The 16,442-nt window shown below is 65.2% G+C and carries 14 protein-coding genes; 2 read left to right on the top strand and 12 right to left on the bottom strand.

The window, feature by feature from the left end:
- Positions 1-104: 104 nt before the first annotated feature.
- Genes ACVOL0_RS02115 through ACVOL0_RS02100 form a run of 4 tightly spaced genes read right to left on the bottom strand, consistent with a single transcriptional unit; the run spans position 105 to position 4,693 of the window.
- Positions 105-716, bottom strand: coding sequence for a YbhB/YbcL family Raf kinase inhibitor-like protein (locus ACVOL0_RS02115; RefSeq protein ID WP_481547686.1), 612 nt, complete (start codon positions 714-716; stop codon positions 105-107).
- A gap of 13 nt (positions 717-729) precedes the next feature.
- A complete protein-coding gene (locus ACVOL0_RS02110) occupies positions 730-2,799 on the bottom strand; it encodes a tetratricopeptide repeat protein (RefSeq protein WP_481547685.1) in 2,070 nt (689 codons plus the stop codon).
- Positions 2,800-2,857: 58 nt separating this feature from the next.
- A complete protein-coding gene (locus ACVOL0_RS02105) occupies positions 2,858-3,844 on the bottom strand; it encodes a YheT family hydrolase (RefSeq protein WP_481547689.1) in 987 nt (328 codons plus the stop codon).
- 57 nt (positions 3,845-3,901) lie between these two features.
- Positions 3,902-4,693, bottom strand: coding sequence for a lysophospholipid acyltransferase family protein (locus ACVOL0_RS02100; RefSeq protein WP_481547684.1), 792 nt, complete (start codon positions 4,691-4,693; stop codon positions 3,902-3,904).
- Between the two features lie 197 nt (positions 4,694-4,890).
- On the opposite strand from ACVOL0_RS02100, the gene ACVOL0_RS02095 reads away from it, so the two are divergent.
- Positions 4,891-7,464 carry an EAL domain-containing protein gene (locus tag ACVOL0_RS02095; protein WP_481547683.1) on the top strand — a complete coding sequence of 858 codons (2,574 nt, stop codon included), beginning with the start codon at positions 4,891-4,893 and terminating at the stop codon, positions 7,462-7,464.
- A 186-nt stretch (positions 7,465-7,650) separates the two neighbouring features.
- Here the strand turns inward: ACVOL0_RS02095 and ACVOL0_RS02090 are convergent, their stop codons facing one another.
- Genes ACVOL0_RS02090 through ACVOL0_RS02070 form a run of 5 tightly spaced genes read right to left on the bottom strand, consistent with a single transcriptional unit; the run spans position 7,651 to position 11,786 of the window.
- Positions 7,651-8,079 (bottom strand): hotdog fold thioesterase, encoded by a 429-nt coding sequence (locus tag ACVOL0_RS02090; protein WP_481511844.1) that lies wholly within the window; start codon positions 8,077-8,079, stop codon positions 7,651-7,653.
- Positions 8,080-8,110: 31 nt separating this feature from the next.
- Entirely contained in the window at positions 8,111-10,087 is a 1,977-nt protein-coding gene (locus ACVOL0_RS02085) for a phospholipase D family protein (RefSeq protein WP_481547682.1), read from the bottom strand.
- Positions 10,084-10,653, bottom strand: coding sequence for a YceI family protein (locus ACVOL0_RS02080; RefSeq protein WP_481547681.1), 570 nt, complete (start codon positions 10,651-10,653; stop codon positions 10,084-10,086). Before ACVOL0_RS02080 ends, ACVOL0_RS02085 begins: the two co-directional genes overlap by 4 nt.
- A gap of 4 nt (positions 10,654-10,657) precedes the next feature.
- Entirely contained in the window at positions 10,658-11,134 is a 477-nt protein-coding gene (locus ACVOL0_RS02075) for a SixA phosphatase family protein (RefSeq protein ID WP_282269588.1), read from the bottom strand.
- A 19-nt stretch (positions 11,135-11,153) separates the two neighbouring features.
- A complete protein-coding gene (locus ACVOL0_RS02070; protein WP_481547680.1) occupies positions 11,154-11,786 on the bottom strand; it encodes a nucleotide-binding protein in 633 nt (210 codons plus the stop codon).
- Positions 11,787-11,920: 134 nt separating this feature from the next.
- Between ACVOL0_RS02070 and ACVOL0_RS02065 the strand changes: the two genes are divergently transcribed.
- The gene (locus ACVOL0_RS02065) at positions 11,921-13,402 is read left to right on the top strand and encodes an AAA family ATPase (protein ID WP_481547679.1); all 1,482 of its coding nucleotides are present in this window, start codon (positions 11,921-11,923) and stop codon (positions 13,400-13,402) included.
- A gap of 237 nt (positions 13,403-13,639) precedes the next feature.
- On the opposite strand, the gene ACVOL0_RS02060 is transcribed toward ACVOL0_RS02065, so the two are convergent.
- From ACVOL0_RS02060 to ACVOL0_RS02050, 3 genes are all read right to left on the bottom strand, one after another.
- A complete protein-coding gene (locus tag ACVOL0_RS02060) occupies positions 13,640-14,692 on the bottom strand; it encodes a hypothetical protein (RefSeq protein WP_481547678.1) in 1,053 nt (350 codons plus the stop codon).
- 42 nt (positions 14,693-14,734) lie between these two features.
- Complete coding sequence (locus ACVOL0_RS02055; RefSeq protein WP_481547677.1) at positions 14,735-15,649, bottom strand: AEC family transporter; 915 nt, start codon at positions 15,647-15,649, stop codon at positions 14,735-14,737.
- A 106-nt stretch (positions 15,650-15,755) separates the two neighbouring features.
- Positions 15,756-16,394: a tetratricopeptide repeat protein gene (locus ACVOL0_RS02050; protein ID WP_481547676.1), complete on the bottom strand. Its 639-nt coding sequence runs from the start codon at positions 16,392-16,394 to the stop codon at positions 15,756-15,758.
- Positions 16,395-16,442 lie beyond the last annotated feature (48 nt).

Genomic DNA, 16,442 nt, shown 5'->3' with positions numbered 1-16,442 from the left:
CCCGGGCCCCCGGCCGGCTCTGTTGTTTTTTCTCCCCCCCCCGCGCGGGGGGGCGGGCACATCCCGGCCACCCCCCCCCCCCCCCGGGCCGCGCCACTACCGATTTAGGCCAGCGCTTTGTTCAAGGTATACGTGCCATGCACCGCTGCTTCGGCCAATACGTGGCCTTGCATGGCGCGGTACACATCGGCGGCGGTGAATGCACCGTCTACCGGCAGACGCTCCACATCCAGCGCGAACAGCCGGAAGAAATAGCGGTGCAGGCGTTCGTCATTGAACGGCGGGTACGGGCCGTCATAGCCGTAGTAGGTGCCGCTCATCTGCGCGTTGCCGGCAAACCAGCCGGTGTAATCGTTGATGCCCTGACGCGCACCGGCCGGACCGGCCGGCTGCGTCTTGCCATGCGCGGTGAAGCCATCACTGCAACTACCGGCCGCGATCTCGCGCAGCTCCGCCGGAACATCCACCATCACCCAATGCACGAAGTCGGCACGCGGCTGGTCCAGCGGAATGCTGACATCGTCGCGACCAACCAGCTCGCCCACGGTCGGCACATCCGGGTCCACGCAGATCAGCGCGAACGAACGCGTGCCCACCGGCACGTCGCTCCAGGCCAGCTGCGGGTTGCGGTTGCCAGCGAAGCCATTGGCGTCACCGGCCGCGAACTCGGCCGCAATCGGCTGCCCGTTCTGAAAACTCTGGCTGTCCAGTTTCATCATTTTTCCTTGCTCAGGCTTCGGGATAACCCAGACGCACGGCGACCGGGGCCAGCACTGCAAACTCCGAGGCCAGCACCTGCGCGTAGTTGCGCCAATGGCCGGCCGGGATGGTGCCCGGGCCAAGACTGCGCACCGGCGGGAAGCGCACGCCAAAGGCCTGCTCCAACAATGCGCCCATCGCCGCCGGATCATTCACTGCATCGTCGGTACGGATGATCATGTGCGTATACAGATCCTGCTCGTGCAGCAGTGCCACCTGCGCCAGTGCGCGCGCCAGCCACTGTGCCGCCTCGCTGGACGAGGTCACCGCCAGCGGTGCCGGTGCACCCAGCGCCAGCCATTCCACCAGCATGTCGCGCGGGTCACGCAGGGCGATGATCAGGCGGCCTTCCGGCAGCTGCGGACGCAGCGCCCACAGCAGGGCGTTGTCCCACCACAGCAGCCAGTCGATCACATTGCCGTCTTCAATGCCGCGTGCCGGCAGCGCTTCACGCCACTGCTGCACCAACTGCTCCGGCGTCAGCGCATCGGTGGCCAGGCGCTGCAGGGTGAGGAAGTTCTGGAACGCATCATTGGGCGGTTCCGGTCCGAAACGGTCGTCGCGCAGCACGCGGCTGCCGGCCGCCATCACCGTTGCCACCCGCTCAACGCCCGAACCAGGTGCGCCCCACAGGAATATCGGCCGCACCGGATTGTCGCCAGCCACCTCTCCCAGCGCCGGCCATTCGGCCGGGGCACGTGCCTGCTGCGGCAATGGCAAACGGTTGGGCGCCATGTCTTCATGCGCGCGCAGCCACGTTGCCAGCGCACCGGCGCGGTCGCCGGCACGGTCCTGGGTTGCACCCAGCCAGCTGCGCACGGCAGCGCGCGCCTGCTCCGGTGCGTTGTCCAGCAAGCGCTGCACATGCGTGATCGCAGCACCCGGTTCGCGCTGCAGCAGTGCCTCGACAATGCGCTGCTCGCCACTGATCCGGCCCGGCTCCAGCGCGATGATGTGGTGGGCGACGGCCTCAGCCTCTTCGGCCTGGTCGTTCATGTCATGCAGGCTCATGCGCGCTTCCAATGCCGGCAGATGCTCGGGCATTGCTGCCAACCAACGCTCGACGACGTCTACTGCCTCCTCGCTGCCTACCTGTGCCACGGCCAGACGCGCCATCCACAGATCGTGCAGCTGCGAGTGCGCCTGCACGGCCGCCTCCAGCTCGTTGCGTGCTTCTTCCTCGCGGCCGAGGCGCTGCCAGGCCATCAGCAGCATCTGCAGGGTTGGGCGATCACCCGGCACCTGCTGCAGCAACGGCAGCAGATGCTCCAATGCCTGCAGCGGCTGACCCGAGGCCAACTCCAGTTCACCGGCGAGGCGGCGCATGCCCGGGCTGTCGCCCTGCGGCGTGGCCAATACTTCGCGCATCATTTCCGCAGCGCGGTCCAGGTGGCCTTGGCGCAAGGCCAACTGCACCACCAGGCCACGCAACGCGTGGTTGCCGGGGTTCAATTCAATCACGCGGCGGAAGGCCTGTTCGGCGAACGCCAACATATCCTTGCCCAGATAGGCAAAGCCCAGTGCGTACAACACACGCACATCGCCCGGCAGCTTGGCACTGGCAGCGGACAAAATCAGCAGCGCACGGTCGGCATCGCCACGGCGCAGCGCGACCATGCCTTCAATCGCGCCCAGCTCCGGGCTGTCCGGGTCGACACGCGCGGCCAAGCGGCCCAGGCGGTCGGCTTCATCGATGTCGTCGCGGCCCAGCGCCAGATGCGCCTGCATCAGGTAGGCGGAAAATTCATTGGGATTGAGCGCCGTGCTGCGGTCCAGCGCCTGCCCGGCAGCGTCGATCTGACGCTGTGCCAGCAGCAGGCCGGCGTGCTGCAGATGCAGGGCGGCATCATCCGGGGCCAGCGCCAGTGCCTGCTCCAGGCTGGCCTGGGCCCGCTGCAACTGGCCTTGCTGCTGCAGGGCCAGCGCCAACCAGCGGTGGGCCTGGGCATGCTGCGGTTCTGCGCCAACCCATGCCTGGGCCAGAGTCACGGCCTCGTCGGTGGCATTACGGCGCAGGGCTTCAATGATCTTGTCTTGCATGGCGGTCCAGCGTTAGCGCAAACCTGCATTGTAGCGGCCCCGGCCGCGCCTGCTGGGTTCAGCTGACGGCGGCAGCCAGATGTTGCGCCACCCAGCGTTCGGAGAAGCCATCGCCCCGCAGGTTCTCGATGAAACCGCAGTGGCCACCCCAGCGCGCGATCTCCAGGCGGGCATTGGCCGGCAGTTGCCAATGATCGAAGGTGGTGAAGGGAATCACCGGGTCATCGGCGGCCATCAGGATCTCGGCTGGCACCTGCAGCCCAGCCAGCTTGTCGCCGGCAATGGAGTAACCGTCGAAATACTCCTGCAGGGAACCGAAATCGGTGTGCCGGTCCACCAGCCAGCCGGTCAGTGCACGGATGTCCAGCTTCAACACGCTGTCGTCGCAGTCAGCCAGCTCCGGGAACAAGGCGCGCTTGCGACGCAGCGAGCCGGTCCATTTGCGGCGGAAATACCAGTCGTACATCACCGGACCGCGCTCGATGCTGTCCATGGTGACCGCAGGATCCAGGACCGGGCATACCGAGGCCACATGCAGCAAGGGCACCCCGGCAGCGGGTGCGTGCAGAGCCAGCCGAAGCACGAAGTTGCCACCCAGCGAATACCCCGCCGCCACCATTGGCAGGCCGGCAAAGCGCTGTGCCACATCGGCGGCGGCGTTGACCACCTCATCGATACGGCAGGAATGGAAGATGCCCGGATTGAGGTGATGGGTATTGCCGTGGTCACGGAAATTCAGCCGCACCACTTCAAAGCCCTGCTCCAGCAGGCGCGCGGCCGTCATCCGCATATAGCTGGATTCGGCACTGCCTTCCCAGCCATGCAGCAGCAACGCCAGCGCCTTGGGCGACACACCCGGCAAGCGGCTGTGCCAAGCCTGCAGGCGCACGCCATCACCGCCATCAAGCACCAACTCCTGGGTCAGCGCACCACTGCCGGCCAGCAGTTGTTGCCCACGCCGCAGCCGTACCCGGCTCGATGCCAGCATCGACTGCAGGTGGGGATTGCGCAGCCAGCGCGGTGGTTGATAGTTGCCCGCACTCAGCATGGCCGACCCGGTTGGCGTGCACTGCCCAACGTTGCGGTGGCCCCGGTGCGCACCTTAGGGCCCTTCCATCACCGCCACGATGCGCGCGCGCGAGGTTTCGGCAATGCGCCGACGGCCTTCCAGATCCTGGACGGCGATGGGCTCCAGGAAATGCACCTCGCCACGCCGCGCCGGCTCACCAAGCAGACGCAGGAAATTGCCGAAGAAACTCTCACCCGGAGCGAACGCCACCATGGTCTGCGCGTCACCGCGCACGCCGTAGCGCAGTGCGATCGGCTGCACCGGCACGCCAGCCTCCACCGCCGCCTGGAAGATGCGCGCATGGAACGGACCCACCTCGGTACCGCCGCGGGTGCGCCCTTCCGGGAACACCGCCACCGGACGCTGCTCCTGCAGGCGCTTGACCATTTCCTCCATCACCCCGCCCAGCGACTCGGTGTTGCCGCGCTGGTGGAAGATGGTGTGGCCACGACTGGCGACCCAGCCAACCACCGGCCAGCTGGCGATTTCCCGTTTGGCGACAAAGCCGACCATCTTCTGGCTGTGGATCACGCAGATATCGACCCAGCCCACATGGTTGGCCACAAACAGCACCGCCCCCGGCAGGGGCTGGCCAAAACGCTGCAGGCGGAAGCCGAAGATCCACATCAAACCGCCCGACCACCAGCGCACCACCCGCTCTTCCAGCGGGTTGCTGGCGGGGCCGATACGCCCCAACGGCTGCGTCATCAGCAGCAGGATCAGCGGCAGGAACAGGACAATGTGAACCAGTAGCAGCGGGGCGCGGTACAAGTAACGGAACACGCGGGCCACACCGCCCTGGCGGGCGGGACGGGGGGAAGTCATCCGCGCACGATACCGGATGCGGTCCGGCTTCCGCCAGCACGGGGACCAAGGCGATAGGCATTGGCGCAGACACTCCCAAAAGGTGCGCCGTGCCACACTATCGACAGGGAGTACCGGGTGGCCCGTGTTTTCAGGGTACGTCGGCTGCTTTCCCGGCATGAAGTGTGTAAAACAACACTATCGTTCAGGGGGACGGCATGAAGGACCGGCAGCTGCTGTCATCGACAGAAGACATGCTGCATTTGTTCTCGGCGGCGCTGGAACAAATCGGCAATGGCGTGATCCTGTTCGATGACGCCAATACCATCCTGTACGTCAACCGCGCCATGGAGGCCATCTCCGGCTGGTCCCGGGACGAACTGCAGGGGCGCAACCTGGGCACGCTGGCCCCAGCCAGCATGCGCGAGCGCTACAACACCCGCTTGTACCCCGGCGCCAGCAACCGCGTGCAGGAGCTGGCCGCCGATCCGCACGACATACAGATGATCCGCAAGGACCAGAGCACCTGCTGGATCAGCGTTGCCCTGTCACAGATTGCCGACGGTGAGCGCAACATCCGCATGGTACTGGTCAGCGACGTTACCGCGCGGCGCCAGGCGCAGGCGCGTGAGCGGCTGCTGTCACTGGGCTTCGATGAAACCCAGAGTGCGGTGCTGATCACCGATGCCGAAGGCCGCATCGTGCATCTGAACAAGGGCTTCCGGCGTCTTTTCGGTTTTCTGCACAGCGAGGCGATGGGCCGGTACGTGCCGGCGCTGTTGGCACCAGCCAGTTTTTCGCCCGAGCAGCTGACCGCCTATTCCGCGCGCTTGCTGGCCGGGCAGCCGATCCGCGCCGACGAGCGCCTCTACCGCAAGAATGGGCAACCGTTGTGGTGCTCGGTCAGCACCAACCCCATTTTCGATGACTACGGCACCTTGGTGAACCTGGTCATCGTGTTGATGGACATCACCCGTACCAAGGTGCACGAGGTACTGCAGCACAAGATGCTGGATGCGATGGTGCGTGAGGTACCCACCGCCGATGTCATGCAGATGATGTGCCTGGAGGTGGAGAAGATCGCCCCGCAGGTGCTGTGTTCGGTATTGCGGGTGGAAGACGGGCGCCTGCGCAATCTGGCCGCCCCCAGCCTTCCCGAGGCTTACAGCCGCTTGGTGGACGGCGTGCCAGTGGCCCCGAAAACCGGCGCCTGCGGTACCGCCGCGCACAGCGGCCAGACCGTGGTCAGCCGCGACATCGCCACCGACCCCAACTGGGAGGGCATCAGCCATCTGGCCCTGCAACACGGCCTGGCGGCCTGCTGGTCGACCCCGATCAAGGCCAATGATGGCCGTGTGCTGGGCACGTTCGCCTTCTACTACCGCCAGCCCTACGACCCGGACAGCTTCCATCACCGTCTGGTCGAAGTGATCGTGCACCTATGCGCGCTGGCGCTGGAGCGCGAGGAAGCGCGCAACCGGATCCGCCGGCTGGCGTTCTACGACGACCTTACCGGCCTGCCCAACCGCAGCCTGCTGCATGCCCAGGCCGACCAGGCCATCACCGCCGCCAATCATCATGGGCAGACATTGGCCGTGATGTTCATCGACCTGGACCGCTTCAAGCAGATCAACGACTCCTTCGGCCATCCCGGCGGTGACGAACTGCTGCGCACGGTGGCAAGGCGCCTGCAGGAAGAAACCGGGCCAATGGACATTGTCGGCCGGCTCTCGGGTGACGAATTCGTGGTCATCCTCAACCGCTGCGACGTCCCGGCCGCCAGTGAGCGCAGCGAACGCATCCTGCGCACGCTCGGCCTGCCCTTGCCATTGGGCGACATGGAAATCCGGCCGTCGGCCAGCATCGGCATCAGCATCTTTCCGCATGACGGCGGCGACATGGATTCGCTGCTGCATCACGCCGATGTCGCCATGTACCAGGCCAAGCACAACGGCCGCAACCGGGTGCGCTTCTACAGCCGCGAGATGGACGAATGCGCGCAGGAACGCATGGCGCTGGAAGCAGCCCTGCGCGAGGCGCTGGAGCACGGCCAGCTGCAGCTGCATTACCAGCCACAGATCGAAATCCACAGCGGCCGCCTGCACAGCGTGGAGGCGCTGGCGCGCTGGCAGCATCCGCGCCTGGGCAGCGTGCCGCCAATCCGCTTCATCCCCTTGGCCGAAGAAGCCGGATTGATCGGTGATCTTGGCCAGTGGGCGCTGCGCGAGGCCTGCCGGCAACTCGGCCGCTGGCGGCAGGACGGGCTGGACGTGCCGTCGGTGTCGGTGAACCTGTCGCCTACCAACTTCCACAGCCCGGCACTGCCGGACACCATCAGCCAGATCCTGCAGCAGGAGTCGCTACGCGCTGGCGACCTGACCCTGGAAATCACCGAAGACGTGCTGCTTGATGGTGACCCGATCACCTTGCAGACCCTGCGGCAGGTGCATGCACTTGGCGTACGTCTGTCGATGGATGACTTCGGCACCGGCTACTCCAGCCTCAGCTACCTGCGCCAGCTACCGATCAGCGAGCTCAAGCTGGACCGCAGCTTCGTGCGCGGTATCGAGGGTGACAAGGTTGCCAGCGCACTGACCCAGGCCATCGCCCATATCGGCCAGAGCCTGCAGTTGAAAGTTGTTGCCGAAGGCGTTGAAAGTCTGGAGCAGCTGCGCCTGCTGGGGGCGCAGGGTTATGAGATCGCGCAGGGATTTCACTTCACCCCTGCCCTGCCGGCACCGGCCCTGGCCGATTGGGTGCGCGCGCACCTGCCGGTGGCGGTGCTGGTTTAGTTGGAGGTTGCTGCGGGCACGGCTGGGGAAACAGAGGCAAGAGCAAAAGCTACCCCTCCCCAACCCTCCTCTTCGCGGCGCGAAAGGGAGGGGGCAAAGCTGCGCCCCCCCTTTGCCGCAGGCAAGGGGAGGGTTGGGGAGGGGTAGCTTTTCAGCTCCCAGCGCCTGACCCTCAACGCCAGTCACTCACCCAACAGCCACAACCGCCAAGGTCAGCCGCGAAATACACACCGGCTTGCCGGCCTCGTCCTCGATGCGGATCTCCCACACCTGGGTGGTGCGCCCCACATGCAGCGCGCGCGCGGTGCCGGTAACCACCCCACTACGCGCCGCACGCAGATGGTTTGCGTTGATCTCCAGGCCCACGCACACCTGCTGGCTCGGGTCCACGCAGAGATTGCCGGCACTGCTGCCCAGGGTCTCGGCCAGCACCACCGAAGCGCCGCCATGCAGCAGCCCATACGGCTGTTTTGTGCGCGCATCCACCGGCATCGTTGCCTGCAGCCAATCATCACCCGCAGCGGTGAAGACAATCCCCAGATGATCGATCAGCGTGTTGCGGCTCAGTTCGTTGACCAACTGCAGGTCAACCGGCGCACGAAATACTTGGCTCATTGCAGCTACCTGTCAGCGGGAACAAAAAGAATCAGAGAATTGGAACCAGCCCCGCACCAAACGCGGTGAGCATGCGCACCAGCACCCACTTGGGGCCGACGTCGACCTCCGGGAAGTCACCAACTGCGGTATAGCAGGTGTGAAAGCCGGGGTCCTGCCTGGGCAGCGGCTGCGGGCAATCCGGGCCGGGTTTGAAGGCGTAATCGGTGGCATAACGCCAGGGCCAGAAATCCAGGATCGGCAGTGCCTCGGAGGCCTTGCCAAGACTGTAGTTCAGGCCGGACAGCACCGGCGGCTTTTCGCGCGGCGCCACCACCCAGGAGTTGTCCGGGTGCACATCGCGCAGGATGCTCTGCGCCAACTGTTCTGCAAAGGCCGGGTCATCAATGATCACCGCGCCTTCGGTGTTGTAGTTCTCGCTGCGCGGATCAAAGTTGTGGGTGCCGATCACGCCAATGCGGCGATCCACCACCAGCGACTTGGCATGCAAGCCCATGCGTGCGCCGCGGCGGGTAACCGGCAACGGTCGGTTGACCGCCCGCGTGCCCAGGAACGACGGTCGGGTTTCGGTACGCAGCACCTCACGCTCGACCTCACTGCCGTCGGCGCTGAGCCGGCGCCCGGAACCGCTGCCGCGCACATTGCTGCCAGCCGCACTGCCGCCAATCAGCCGATTGCGGGCAGCTGCCGCGACCGGTTCGCCATCCAATGGCGCCGGCAACAGCTGCGTGTAATCGATCGGCGCATCCAGCGGAAACGGCTTGTATTCATAGATATTGAAGCCCAACACGCGCAGATTGCGGCGCTTGTACTTGTAAGACAGCGCATAGACGATGGGGTTGTCGGTAGCCGCCAGGCTGTTGGTCGACACCACTACGCGCGGCGGACTCTCGCGCTTGCGCAGGCCCTCGAACAACGCCTGCGCTGGCTTGGACAACACCAGATAAGGGGTTTGCAGCAGCACCTCGGTCTGCGCCTGCGCAATCAACGCGTCCAGACGTGGTTCGGTCACATGCTGGCCATTGAGCGGCTGTGCCTCCCGTTCACGGCGGTGCTTGCGCGGCAGGTCGGCGACATAGCTGACCGTACTTACCGGCAAGGCCGTGTCGACAAATGCCTGCGCGATGAATTGTGGATCGGAGGCCTCGGCATCTACCCGGGCGATGCGCTCAGGGCGACGGAACACGGCCTGCGGCAGGGCCGGCACGCCCTCATTCAGCAGGGTCTTGCCGACATCGTTCAAGCGCTCGGCCGGCACGCTGCGGCGTGCTACCCAGAAGGCCTGGAAATTGGCCGCCATCTCACGCGCTTCCGGCCCGGCCACCACCACGTCACGGTCGCGGAAATTGTATTCCTTGTCCCAGTCGTAATAGTCGTCCTGGTAGTTGCGGCCCCCCACCATGCCGATCACATCATCGATCACCAGCAGCTTGTTGTGCATGCGCTGGTTGAAGCGACGGAAGCAGCACAGCACGCTGCCGGCGTAGTCGAAGTAATTGAGCTTGGCCTTGCCGAAGGCGGGGTTGTAGACGCGCAGCTCGAAATTGGCATGGGCACCGGACAAGGCGCCCAGCATCTGCAGATCGGAGATGGCCGAGAGCTGATCGATCAGCACCCTGACCTTGACCCCGCGCCGCGCCGCGGCCAACAGTTCGTCGATCACCATCCGCGCACTGTCGTCGGTGTCGAAGATATAGGTCTGCAGGTCCACGCTGCGGGTGGCGCTGCGGATCAGATTCAAGCGCGCGATCAGCGACAGTTCGCCTTCGTCGACGATGGTGGCGTAGTGCCGGGGTGTTTGCGCCGTGGATTCGGCCATGGCCTTGCCGCCGAGCGCACGCAGGGGCGAATCCAGCGCACAGCGATCGGGCTGGTCACAGTCCACCAAGCTGGAACGCGCGGCCACGGCAATGCCTTCGGCACGCTCACGCTGCTGATTGGACAGCGAAGCACAACCGCTGGCCAGCAGCAGCGCCAGCACGGGCAGGATGCGAAGGACAGCTTTCACTTTTTTGGGGCGCCAACCAGGCGTGTACGCAGTACGAATATCACTCGATCACTCAGGGCCATCTGCCAGCTATCCATGCCATATCGGCCGCGCAGGATGGTGCCGCGGCTGACAAGGTCGCAATCATAGCCGGGCCGCGCGCATTCAGGTTTTGCCAGGCGCATTACTTCGGGCCGGCTGATGCCACGGATCGACAAGCGCCCTGGTACGTCGCCGCCGGTTTCGCTCAGCTGTGGTGCGTAGGGGTCCGAATCGAACTCCACCACCGGGTAGCGTGCCGCGTCAAAAAAATCCTCGCCGCGGATCCAGCCGGTGTAACGCGGCCGGTCGGGGATCTCCACGTATTCGGTGTACATGCGCAGGCGCACCTGGTGACGGCCATCCGGCAGCACCGTGATCCAGCCCTCGAAGCGCGGGAACACCCCCTCCACCTTCTGCCCGAAGCGGGTACGTATTTCAAAACCAAACCGGGAGTGCGCCGTGTCGAAATGCAGTGGCTCGGCCGCAGCGGCCGAGCCAACCAGCACCAACAGAATCAGCAGCAGCCCATACCGCGCCGCCGCCATGGGCTCAGGGCCACCAGAATTCAGTCAGCCGGGCAATGCCCGGTTCTATCGCCGCCTCCATCGGCAGTGACAGCACCGCCACCGAGGCCGGCGGCATGCCACGGTAGTCGCCGGATTGGCCGCTGTGCATCAACGCCACCAGCTGCTCCAGCCCGGGGTTGTGGCCGACCACCAGCAGGCGCTCGACCTCCTTGTGCTCATCCAGCAGGGCCGCCAGGGTGCCCGGCACCGCATCGTAGATGCGCTCTTCCAGGCGCTGCTCGACATAGCCGGTGCGCTCCAACACCGCTTCCAGCGTCTCGCGGGTACGCCGCGCCGGCGAGCACAGCACCCGGTCCGGCACCAGTTTGTGTTCCTGTAACCAACGGCCGGCCGCCTCGGCCTCGGCCAAGCCATGCGGGGAGAGGGGCCGGTCGAGATCGGCTTGGCCATTGGCCGCCGGTTCGGCATGGGCATGTCGCAGCAGGATCAATTCACGCATGGTCGGGTAGTACTCCTGATCAGACCTTGTTCAACCACTTGAGCAGCGGCTCCCAGTCCTGCTGGTGCTCGCGTACCTGTGCAGAGTGATAGTCGAACAGGCTGCGCCCAAGCCCGACCATCACCACATAACTCTGGCTGTCACGCAGCTGCGTGACAACCTCATACGGCCATTCGGCCAGCATCTGCCGGGCCTGTTGCGAGGTCTGGGTCCACGGCTTGGTGCGATTGAGCACCAGGCCCACCGGCACCGCCCGCGAATGGATGCGCTTGATCTTGGCCAGGCTGTTGAGGAAGCCGACGATGGCCTCGATATCCAACGCCGAAGGCAGCACCGGCACCACCAGCGCGTCGGCGACATCGATGAAGCGCTCCAGGTCCTCGCCATAGGCACCAGCCGGGGCGTCGATGATGACCTGTTCGGCGCCGTCGGGGATCAGCTTTTCCCAGTTCTTCTTGCGGTGAACATCCACCGGCAGCACCGCGCTCTCCAGGCTGGAGCGGCGTTGCGCCCAGCGCGTGCTTGAACCCTGCGGGTCGGCATCGGCGATCACCGTTGCCTGACCGGACAGGGCCGAGTGTGCGGCCAGATGGGTAGCGATGGTGGTCTTGCCGACACCGCCTTTGGAGCCGGCTACCAGAATCGTCTTCATGCACGCCTCGTTTTCGCGGGACTTGCCCGCAGCGTACACCGGCCCGCGTTGGCAAAGGTAGTCATCCGGTGAGGACGCCGCAGCGGCAGGGCCTGCGGCTTTGTTATCGTGTCGCCCCCGGCATTGGAACCACCATGAGCGAGCTGCAGGACCTGACCGCACTGATCCGCGCCAACACGCCGCTGATCGTCATCGAAACGCAGGATGAGACCCGTATCGTGGGTCTGTTCCGCGAGGCCTTGATGCATGTGTGGCGCTCGCTGTACCGCTGGTCGATCACCGAGGGCCTGCGCCGCATCGACATGGACCGCGAGGACGAGGCGGTCGGTCCACCCGACGCCAGCGCCGCCCTGCGCATGATCCAGGAGGCCGACCAGCGCGGCATCTACCTGCTGCTCGATTTCCACCCCTACCTGGGCTACGCCAGCCACCAGCGGCTGCTGCGCGACATCATCCAGCGCCGTCACAGCCAACCGCACGTGGTGGTGCTGGTCGGTGCCAAGGTCGAGCTGCCGGCCGAGCTGGAAGCGTTGGCGACCCGCTTCAATCCACGCCTGCCCGACGCCAACGCACTGCTGAAGATGCTGCGCGAGGAAGCGGCCAGCTATGCCCAGGAGAATGGTGGGCGGCGGGTCGAGGTGGACCAGGAGGCGGTGCAGCAGATCCTGCGCAACCTGCGCGGGTTGAGCATGACCGATGCGCGCCGCATCGCCCGCCAGCTGATCTTCACCGACGGCGCGCTGAAAGCCGATGACCTGCCACAGCTGGCCAAGCTCAAGTTCGAGCTGCTCAACCGCAGCGGCCACCTGCATTACGAATACGACTCGGCCCGCTTCAGCGACGTAGCCGGTGCGCGCCGGCTCAAGCGCTGGATCGAGCAGCGCCGCGCGGTGTTTGTCTCCGGCAATGCGCCGCCCGGGCTGGACCCACCCAAGGGCATGTTGCTGCTCGGCGTGCAGGGCTGCGGCAAGTCGATGCTGGCCAAGGCCACCGCCGCCGGCTTCGGCGTGCCGCTGCTGCGGCTGGATTTCGGCACCCTCTACAACAAATACCACGGTGAGACCGAGAAAAATCTGCGCGATGCGCTGGCCTCGGCCGAGCAGCTTGCGCCCTGCGTGCTGTGGATAGACGAAGTCGAGAAGGGTCTGGCCAGTGGCGGCGAGGATGGCGGCGTGTCGCGCCGGGTGCTCGGCTACCTGCTGACCTGGATGGCCGAACGCAAGGCGCCGGTGTTCATCGTCGCCACCGCCAACCAGGTGCAGGAACTGCCAGCCGAACTGCTGCGCAAGGGCCGTTTCGACGAGATATTCTTCGTCGACCTGCCCTCGCCCGACACCCGCGTCGAGCTGCTGCACCTGCATCTGGCACGCCGCCAACTGCAGCCGGATCTGTTTGCGCTGCCCGCGTTGGCCGCAGCCAGCGATGGCTTCTCCGGTGCCGAGATCGAGCAGGCGGTGGTCGCCGGCCTGTATGCCGCCCACGCCGAACAGAAACCGCTGGATACCGAGCTGCTGATGGCCGAGATCCGCAACACCCGACCGCTGTCAGTGCTGATGGCCGAGCAGGTGCAATCACTGCGCGACTGGGCGCGCGAACGCACCGTGCCGGCGGATTGAGGCCATTCCAAAACTCAAGCGCTGTCGTGGCCGGGTAAGCGCAGTGCGTCCGACTACATCGGCTAGGCACAGAAACCCGGTTTGTAGGAGCGGCGTAAGCCGCGAAGCACGCACTGCAGCAGATTTCACTGCTGCGAAGAACTGCAAGAAAGTCAGCTTCGCGGCTTGCGCCGCTCCTACAACCAGAACCGTAGCCCGGCTGCGCTTTCCCTGGCTACAGGCTTGAGCCTGCTCTGGTCATGGCGTCGGCAAAACAGGCTGCCAATCAACCGGCGGCAGCACCGGCACACCATAGGTCGCAAGCAAACGACGCATGGCTGGCAGCTCGCCCAGTTCTGCCAGCCAGCGCGTGTATTCGGCAGGGCTTACCTTGGTGACCTTGCTGGTTTCGTCACCCAGGACGGCTGCGGCTTCGGTGGTGATCCATTGCAGCTCGCGCGTGCGCGCCAACCACGGTGCCTGCGCCGGACCTTGCTCCAATCCCGCCATACGCGTAGCCCCATAGCCAGCGAGCAGTAGCGAGCTGCTGTTGGCCATCACATTGAACAGGTGTCGGCATTGCTCCCGTTTTGCCGCATCCGTCATGGTTTCCGGACACGCTTCGGCCGCCTGTTTCAAACCCGCCGGAAAATGCATCGCAGCGATACCGAACAAGGTAATGGTGCGCTCCTGTTCGAGATAGTTGCCGCTGTTGTGGCGCTGCCACTCAGCTGCCTGCGCGGGATTGGCCAGCGGCCAGGGATAGTCACGCGTGGCCACATCCAGTACGCCGATCAAGGTCGCCGCAGGATCACGGTAGCGCGTTGCTTTTGCCACACGCTGCCAGGCGCGTCCGGCCTCGAGCGGATCTTTGCGGTGCTCGGCCAAACGCATCAACAGCAGCTGGCTTCCCGCATCTTCGGCGTCCGCAGCCGCCAGCGTGGCGCGTGCCTGTTCCACATCGCATTCGTCGGCCTGGAGACAGCGGGTAACCGCAGCAGCTGCTATCACCGGATCATCGCTGCCGGTGTGTATCGCGCGGGCCAGCCAGGTATCAGCCTCCGGCGAGCTGCTGATTTTCCCATGCGCCAGATCCAGACTCATCGGCGCCAGCAGCCACGCCGCATACAGCTTGCGCGGCTGGCCGCTTGCGGCGAGCTCGCGCCCAAGCTGCAGCCGTGCGGTGTTGATCGCTTCAATCTGCGCCAGCATCTGCTCCGGCGTGGTTTCAGTCTCTGTCGGCTGCGCACGTGCGCCAGCCGTTGCAGCCATCAAGGCCAAGCCAGTGAACATCAGCCAGGGTTTACGCATCCTGCTTTCCTCATTGTGAAGCATCCGGCCTCACATACTGACTCAAACCACCCGATCCAACACCCACACCCAGGCCGGCAAGGTGATCAAGGACAGCACAATGCCATAACCCACCATCGCCGCTGCCAGGCGCGGCGCCAAACGGTGCGAGATCGCCAGCGCGGCGGCGGTGATCATCGTCGGCATTGCGGTTTCAAGCACATTGACCCGCAGCATTTCCCCCTGCAGGCCAAAAGCCCAGGACAGCGGCAGCGCGGCGGCTGGCAGCACCAGCAGCTTGAGCAGCAGGCCCACGCCCAAGGGCGCCAGTTCAGTACGCGATAGCCGCAGCTGGATGGTCAGGCCCACCGCCAACATCACCAGCGGCAACATCGCGTCGGACACGTTCTTCAAAGCACCCGCAATCCACGATGGCGGTGATGCCGGCATCAGCAGCAGGGCGAAGACCAGTGCCCACAGCGGCGGGAACCTGGCAATGCGCAGCAGGATCTGGCCGGTGCTGGGCGGGGTGTCGCCGCTGTAGCGTGCCAACACATACAGGCCGAAAGTGGACAGCATCACGAAGGTGCCGAACTGGTCGTAGACCACCGCATACGGCAGCGCATGGTCACCCAGCAGCGCGCGCACCATCGGGTAGCCGATGAAGCTGGAATTGCACAGCGCCACGCACAGCAGCAGCACCGCATGCACCTGCCGCTCGAAACCGAACAGGCGTGTGGCCAGGCTTACCAAGGCCAAGGTCAGCAGCATCAGCAGCCACGGCGTCAGCATGATGCCAATCAACGAGGCATCCAGCTGCAACCGCGGCACATAGGTGAGCACCGCTGCCGGCAGGCAGATGTACAGCACCACCTTGTTGAGCACGTCGGCGGCGTTGTCCGGGAACACCCGCAAGCGGGCGAACAGCATGCCCAGCGCGAGCATGCTCAAGATCAGTGCGAATGCGTCGATGGCCATGGTGCAAGCGTGGCCTGCGCTGCCCCGAAGAGGGAATCAGCGCCGGCTCAAAACCTCCCGTCGCAGCTGCAACACGCCGGATGCGTGCTGCATTGCAGCAACAATCTTACGGCCAAGCTGGCGGATTTGCCGCCCATGCCTGTTGTACCTGGGCCAGCTGCGCGCGCTCGGCATCAGTCCACAATGGCAGCAATTGCGGATAGGCCGTGGTTTCGGTCCATTGCCCCGGCTCGGTGCGCACGGCAGCCGCATACCAGGCCACCGCTTCGTCCTTGCGATCCAGGTTCCACAGCACCAGCGCCAGCGTTGGCGGCAGCCACGACGGATTGCCGCGGGTACCCTCGGCCGCCTTGGTGAAGTGAATCAGTGCGTCCTGCGCAACACCCCGGCGATACAGATCCCAACCGTGATTCCAGCGCAGGCCACGGGCCTGCACGGAATTGTCCGCGACCGAGGCCAAGGCCTCCTGGTACAGCTTGGCACCCAGCTCATCGCGGCCATCGCGGTAGGCGATGCTGGCCAACTGGGCGGTGGCTTCCAGGCCCTTGCGGCCACGCTCGCGCAGCTTCATCAGCTGATCCACCGCATCGGCCTGTTCAGGCGACACGGCGTGGATCGGCTTGGCCGCGACATCGTCGTCGAAATAGAACTCGTTGATCTTCGGCAGGCTTTGCGCCTGCACGTTTGCAACAAACAAGGCCGCCAGCAACAGTGCGCCAGCGACCATGCGCTTTGTAACCCCCATGACTGCAATCCCCATCAAACAGTTATCCCCCACCCGGCCCCGATCCTA

This window comes from Stenotrophomonas sp. STEN021 (assembly GCF_056760175.1).
Note: the sequence above shows the minus strand (reverse complement) of the source record. Positions and strands in the feature narration are given on the sequence as shown.

Coding starts and splice junctions, on each gene's coding strand:
- ACVOL0_RS02115 (WP_481547686.1), bottom strand. CDS start 716: ATGAAACTGGACAGCCAGAGTTTTCAGAACGGGCAGCCGATTGCGGCC.
- ACVOL0_RS02110 (WP_481547685.1), bottom strand. CDS start 2,799: ATGCAAGACAAGATCATTGAAGCCCTGCGCCGTAATGCCACCGACGAG.
- ACVOL0_RS02100 (WP_481547684.1), bottom strand. CDS start 4,693: ATGACTTCCCCCCGTCCCGCCCGCCAGGGCGGTGTGGCCCGCGTGTTC.
- ACVOL0_RS02095 (WP_481547683.1), top strand. CDS start 4,891: ATGAAGGACCGGCAGCTGCTGTCATCGACAGAAGACATGCTGCATTTG.
- ACVOL0_RS02090 (WP_481511844.1), bottom strand. CDS start 8,079: ATGAGCCAAGTATTTCGTGCGCCGGTTGACCTGCAGTTGGTCAACGAA.
- ACVOL0_RS02080 (WP_481547681.1), bottom strand. CDS start 10,653: ATGGCGGCGGCGCGGTATGGGCTGCTGCTGATTCTGTTGGTGCTGGTT.
- ACVOL0_RS02075 (WP_282269588.1), bottom strand. CDS start 11,134: ATGCGTGAATTGATCCTGCTGCGACATGCCCATGCCGAACCGGCGGCC.
- ACVOL0_RS02070 (WP_481547680.1), bottom strand. CDS start 11,786: ATGAAGACGATTCTGGTAGCCGGCTCCAAAGGCGGTGTCGGCAAGACC.
- ACVOL0_RS02065 (WP_481547679.1), top strand. CDS start 11,921: ATGAGCGAGCTGCAGGACCTGACCGCACTGATCCGCGCCAACACGCCG.
- ACVOL0_RS02060 (WP_481547678.1), bottom strand. CDS start 14,692: ATGCGTAAACCCTGGCTGATGTTCACTGGCTTGGCCTTGATGGCTGCA.
- ACVOL0_RS02055 (WP_481547677.1), bottom strand. CDS start 15,649: ATGGCCATCGACGCATTCGCACTGATCTTGAGCATGCTCGCGCTGGGC.
- ACVOL0_RS02050 (WP_481547676.1), bottom strand. CDS start 16,394: ATGGGGGTTACAAAGCGCATGGTCGCTGGCGCACTGTTGCTGGCGGCC.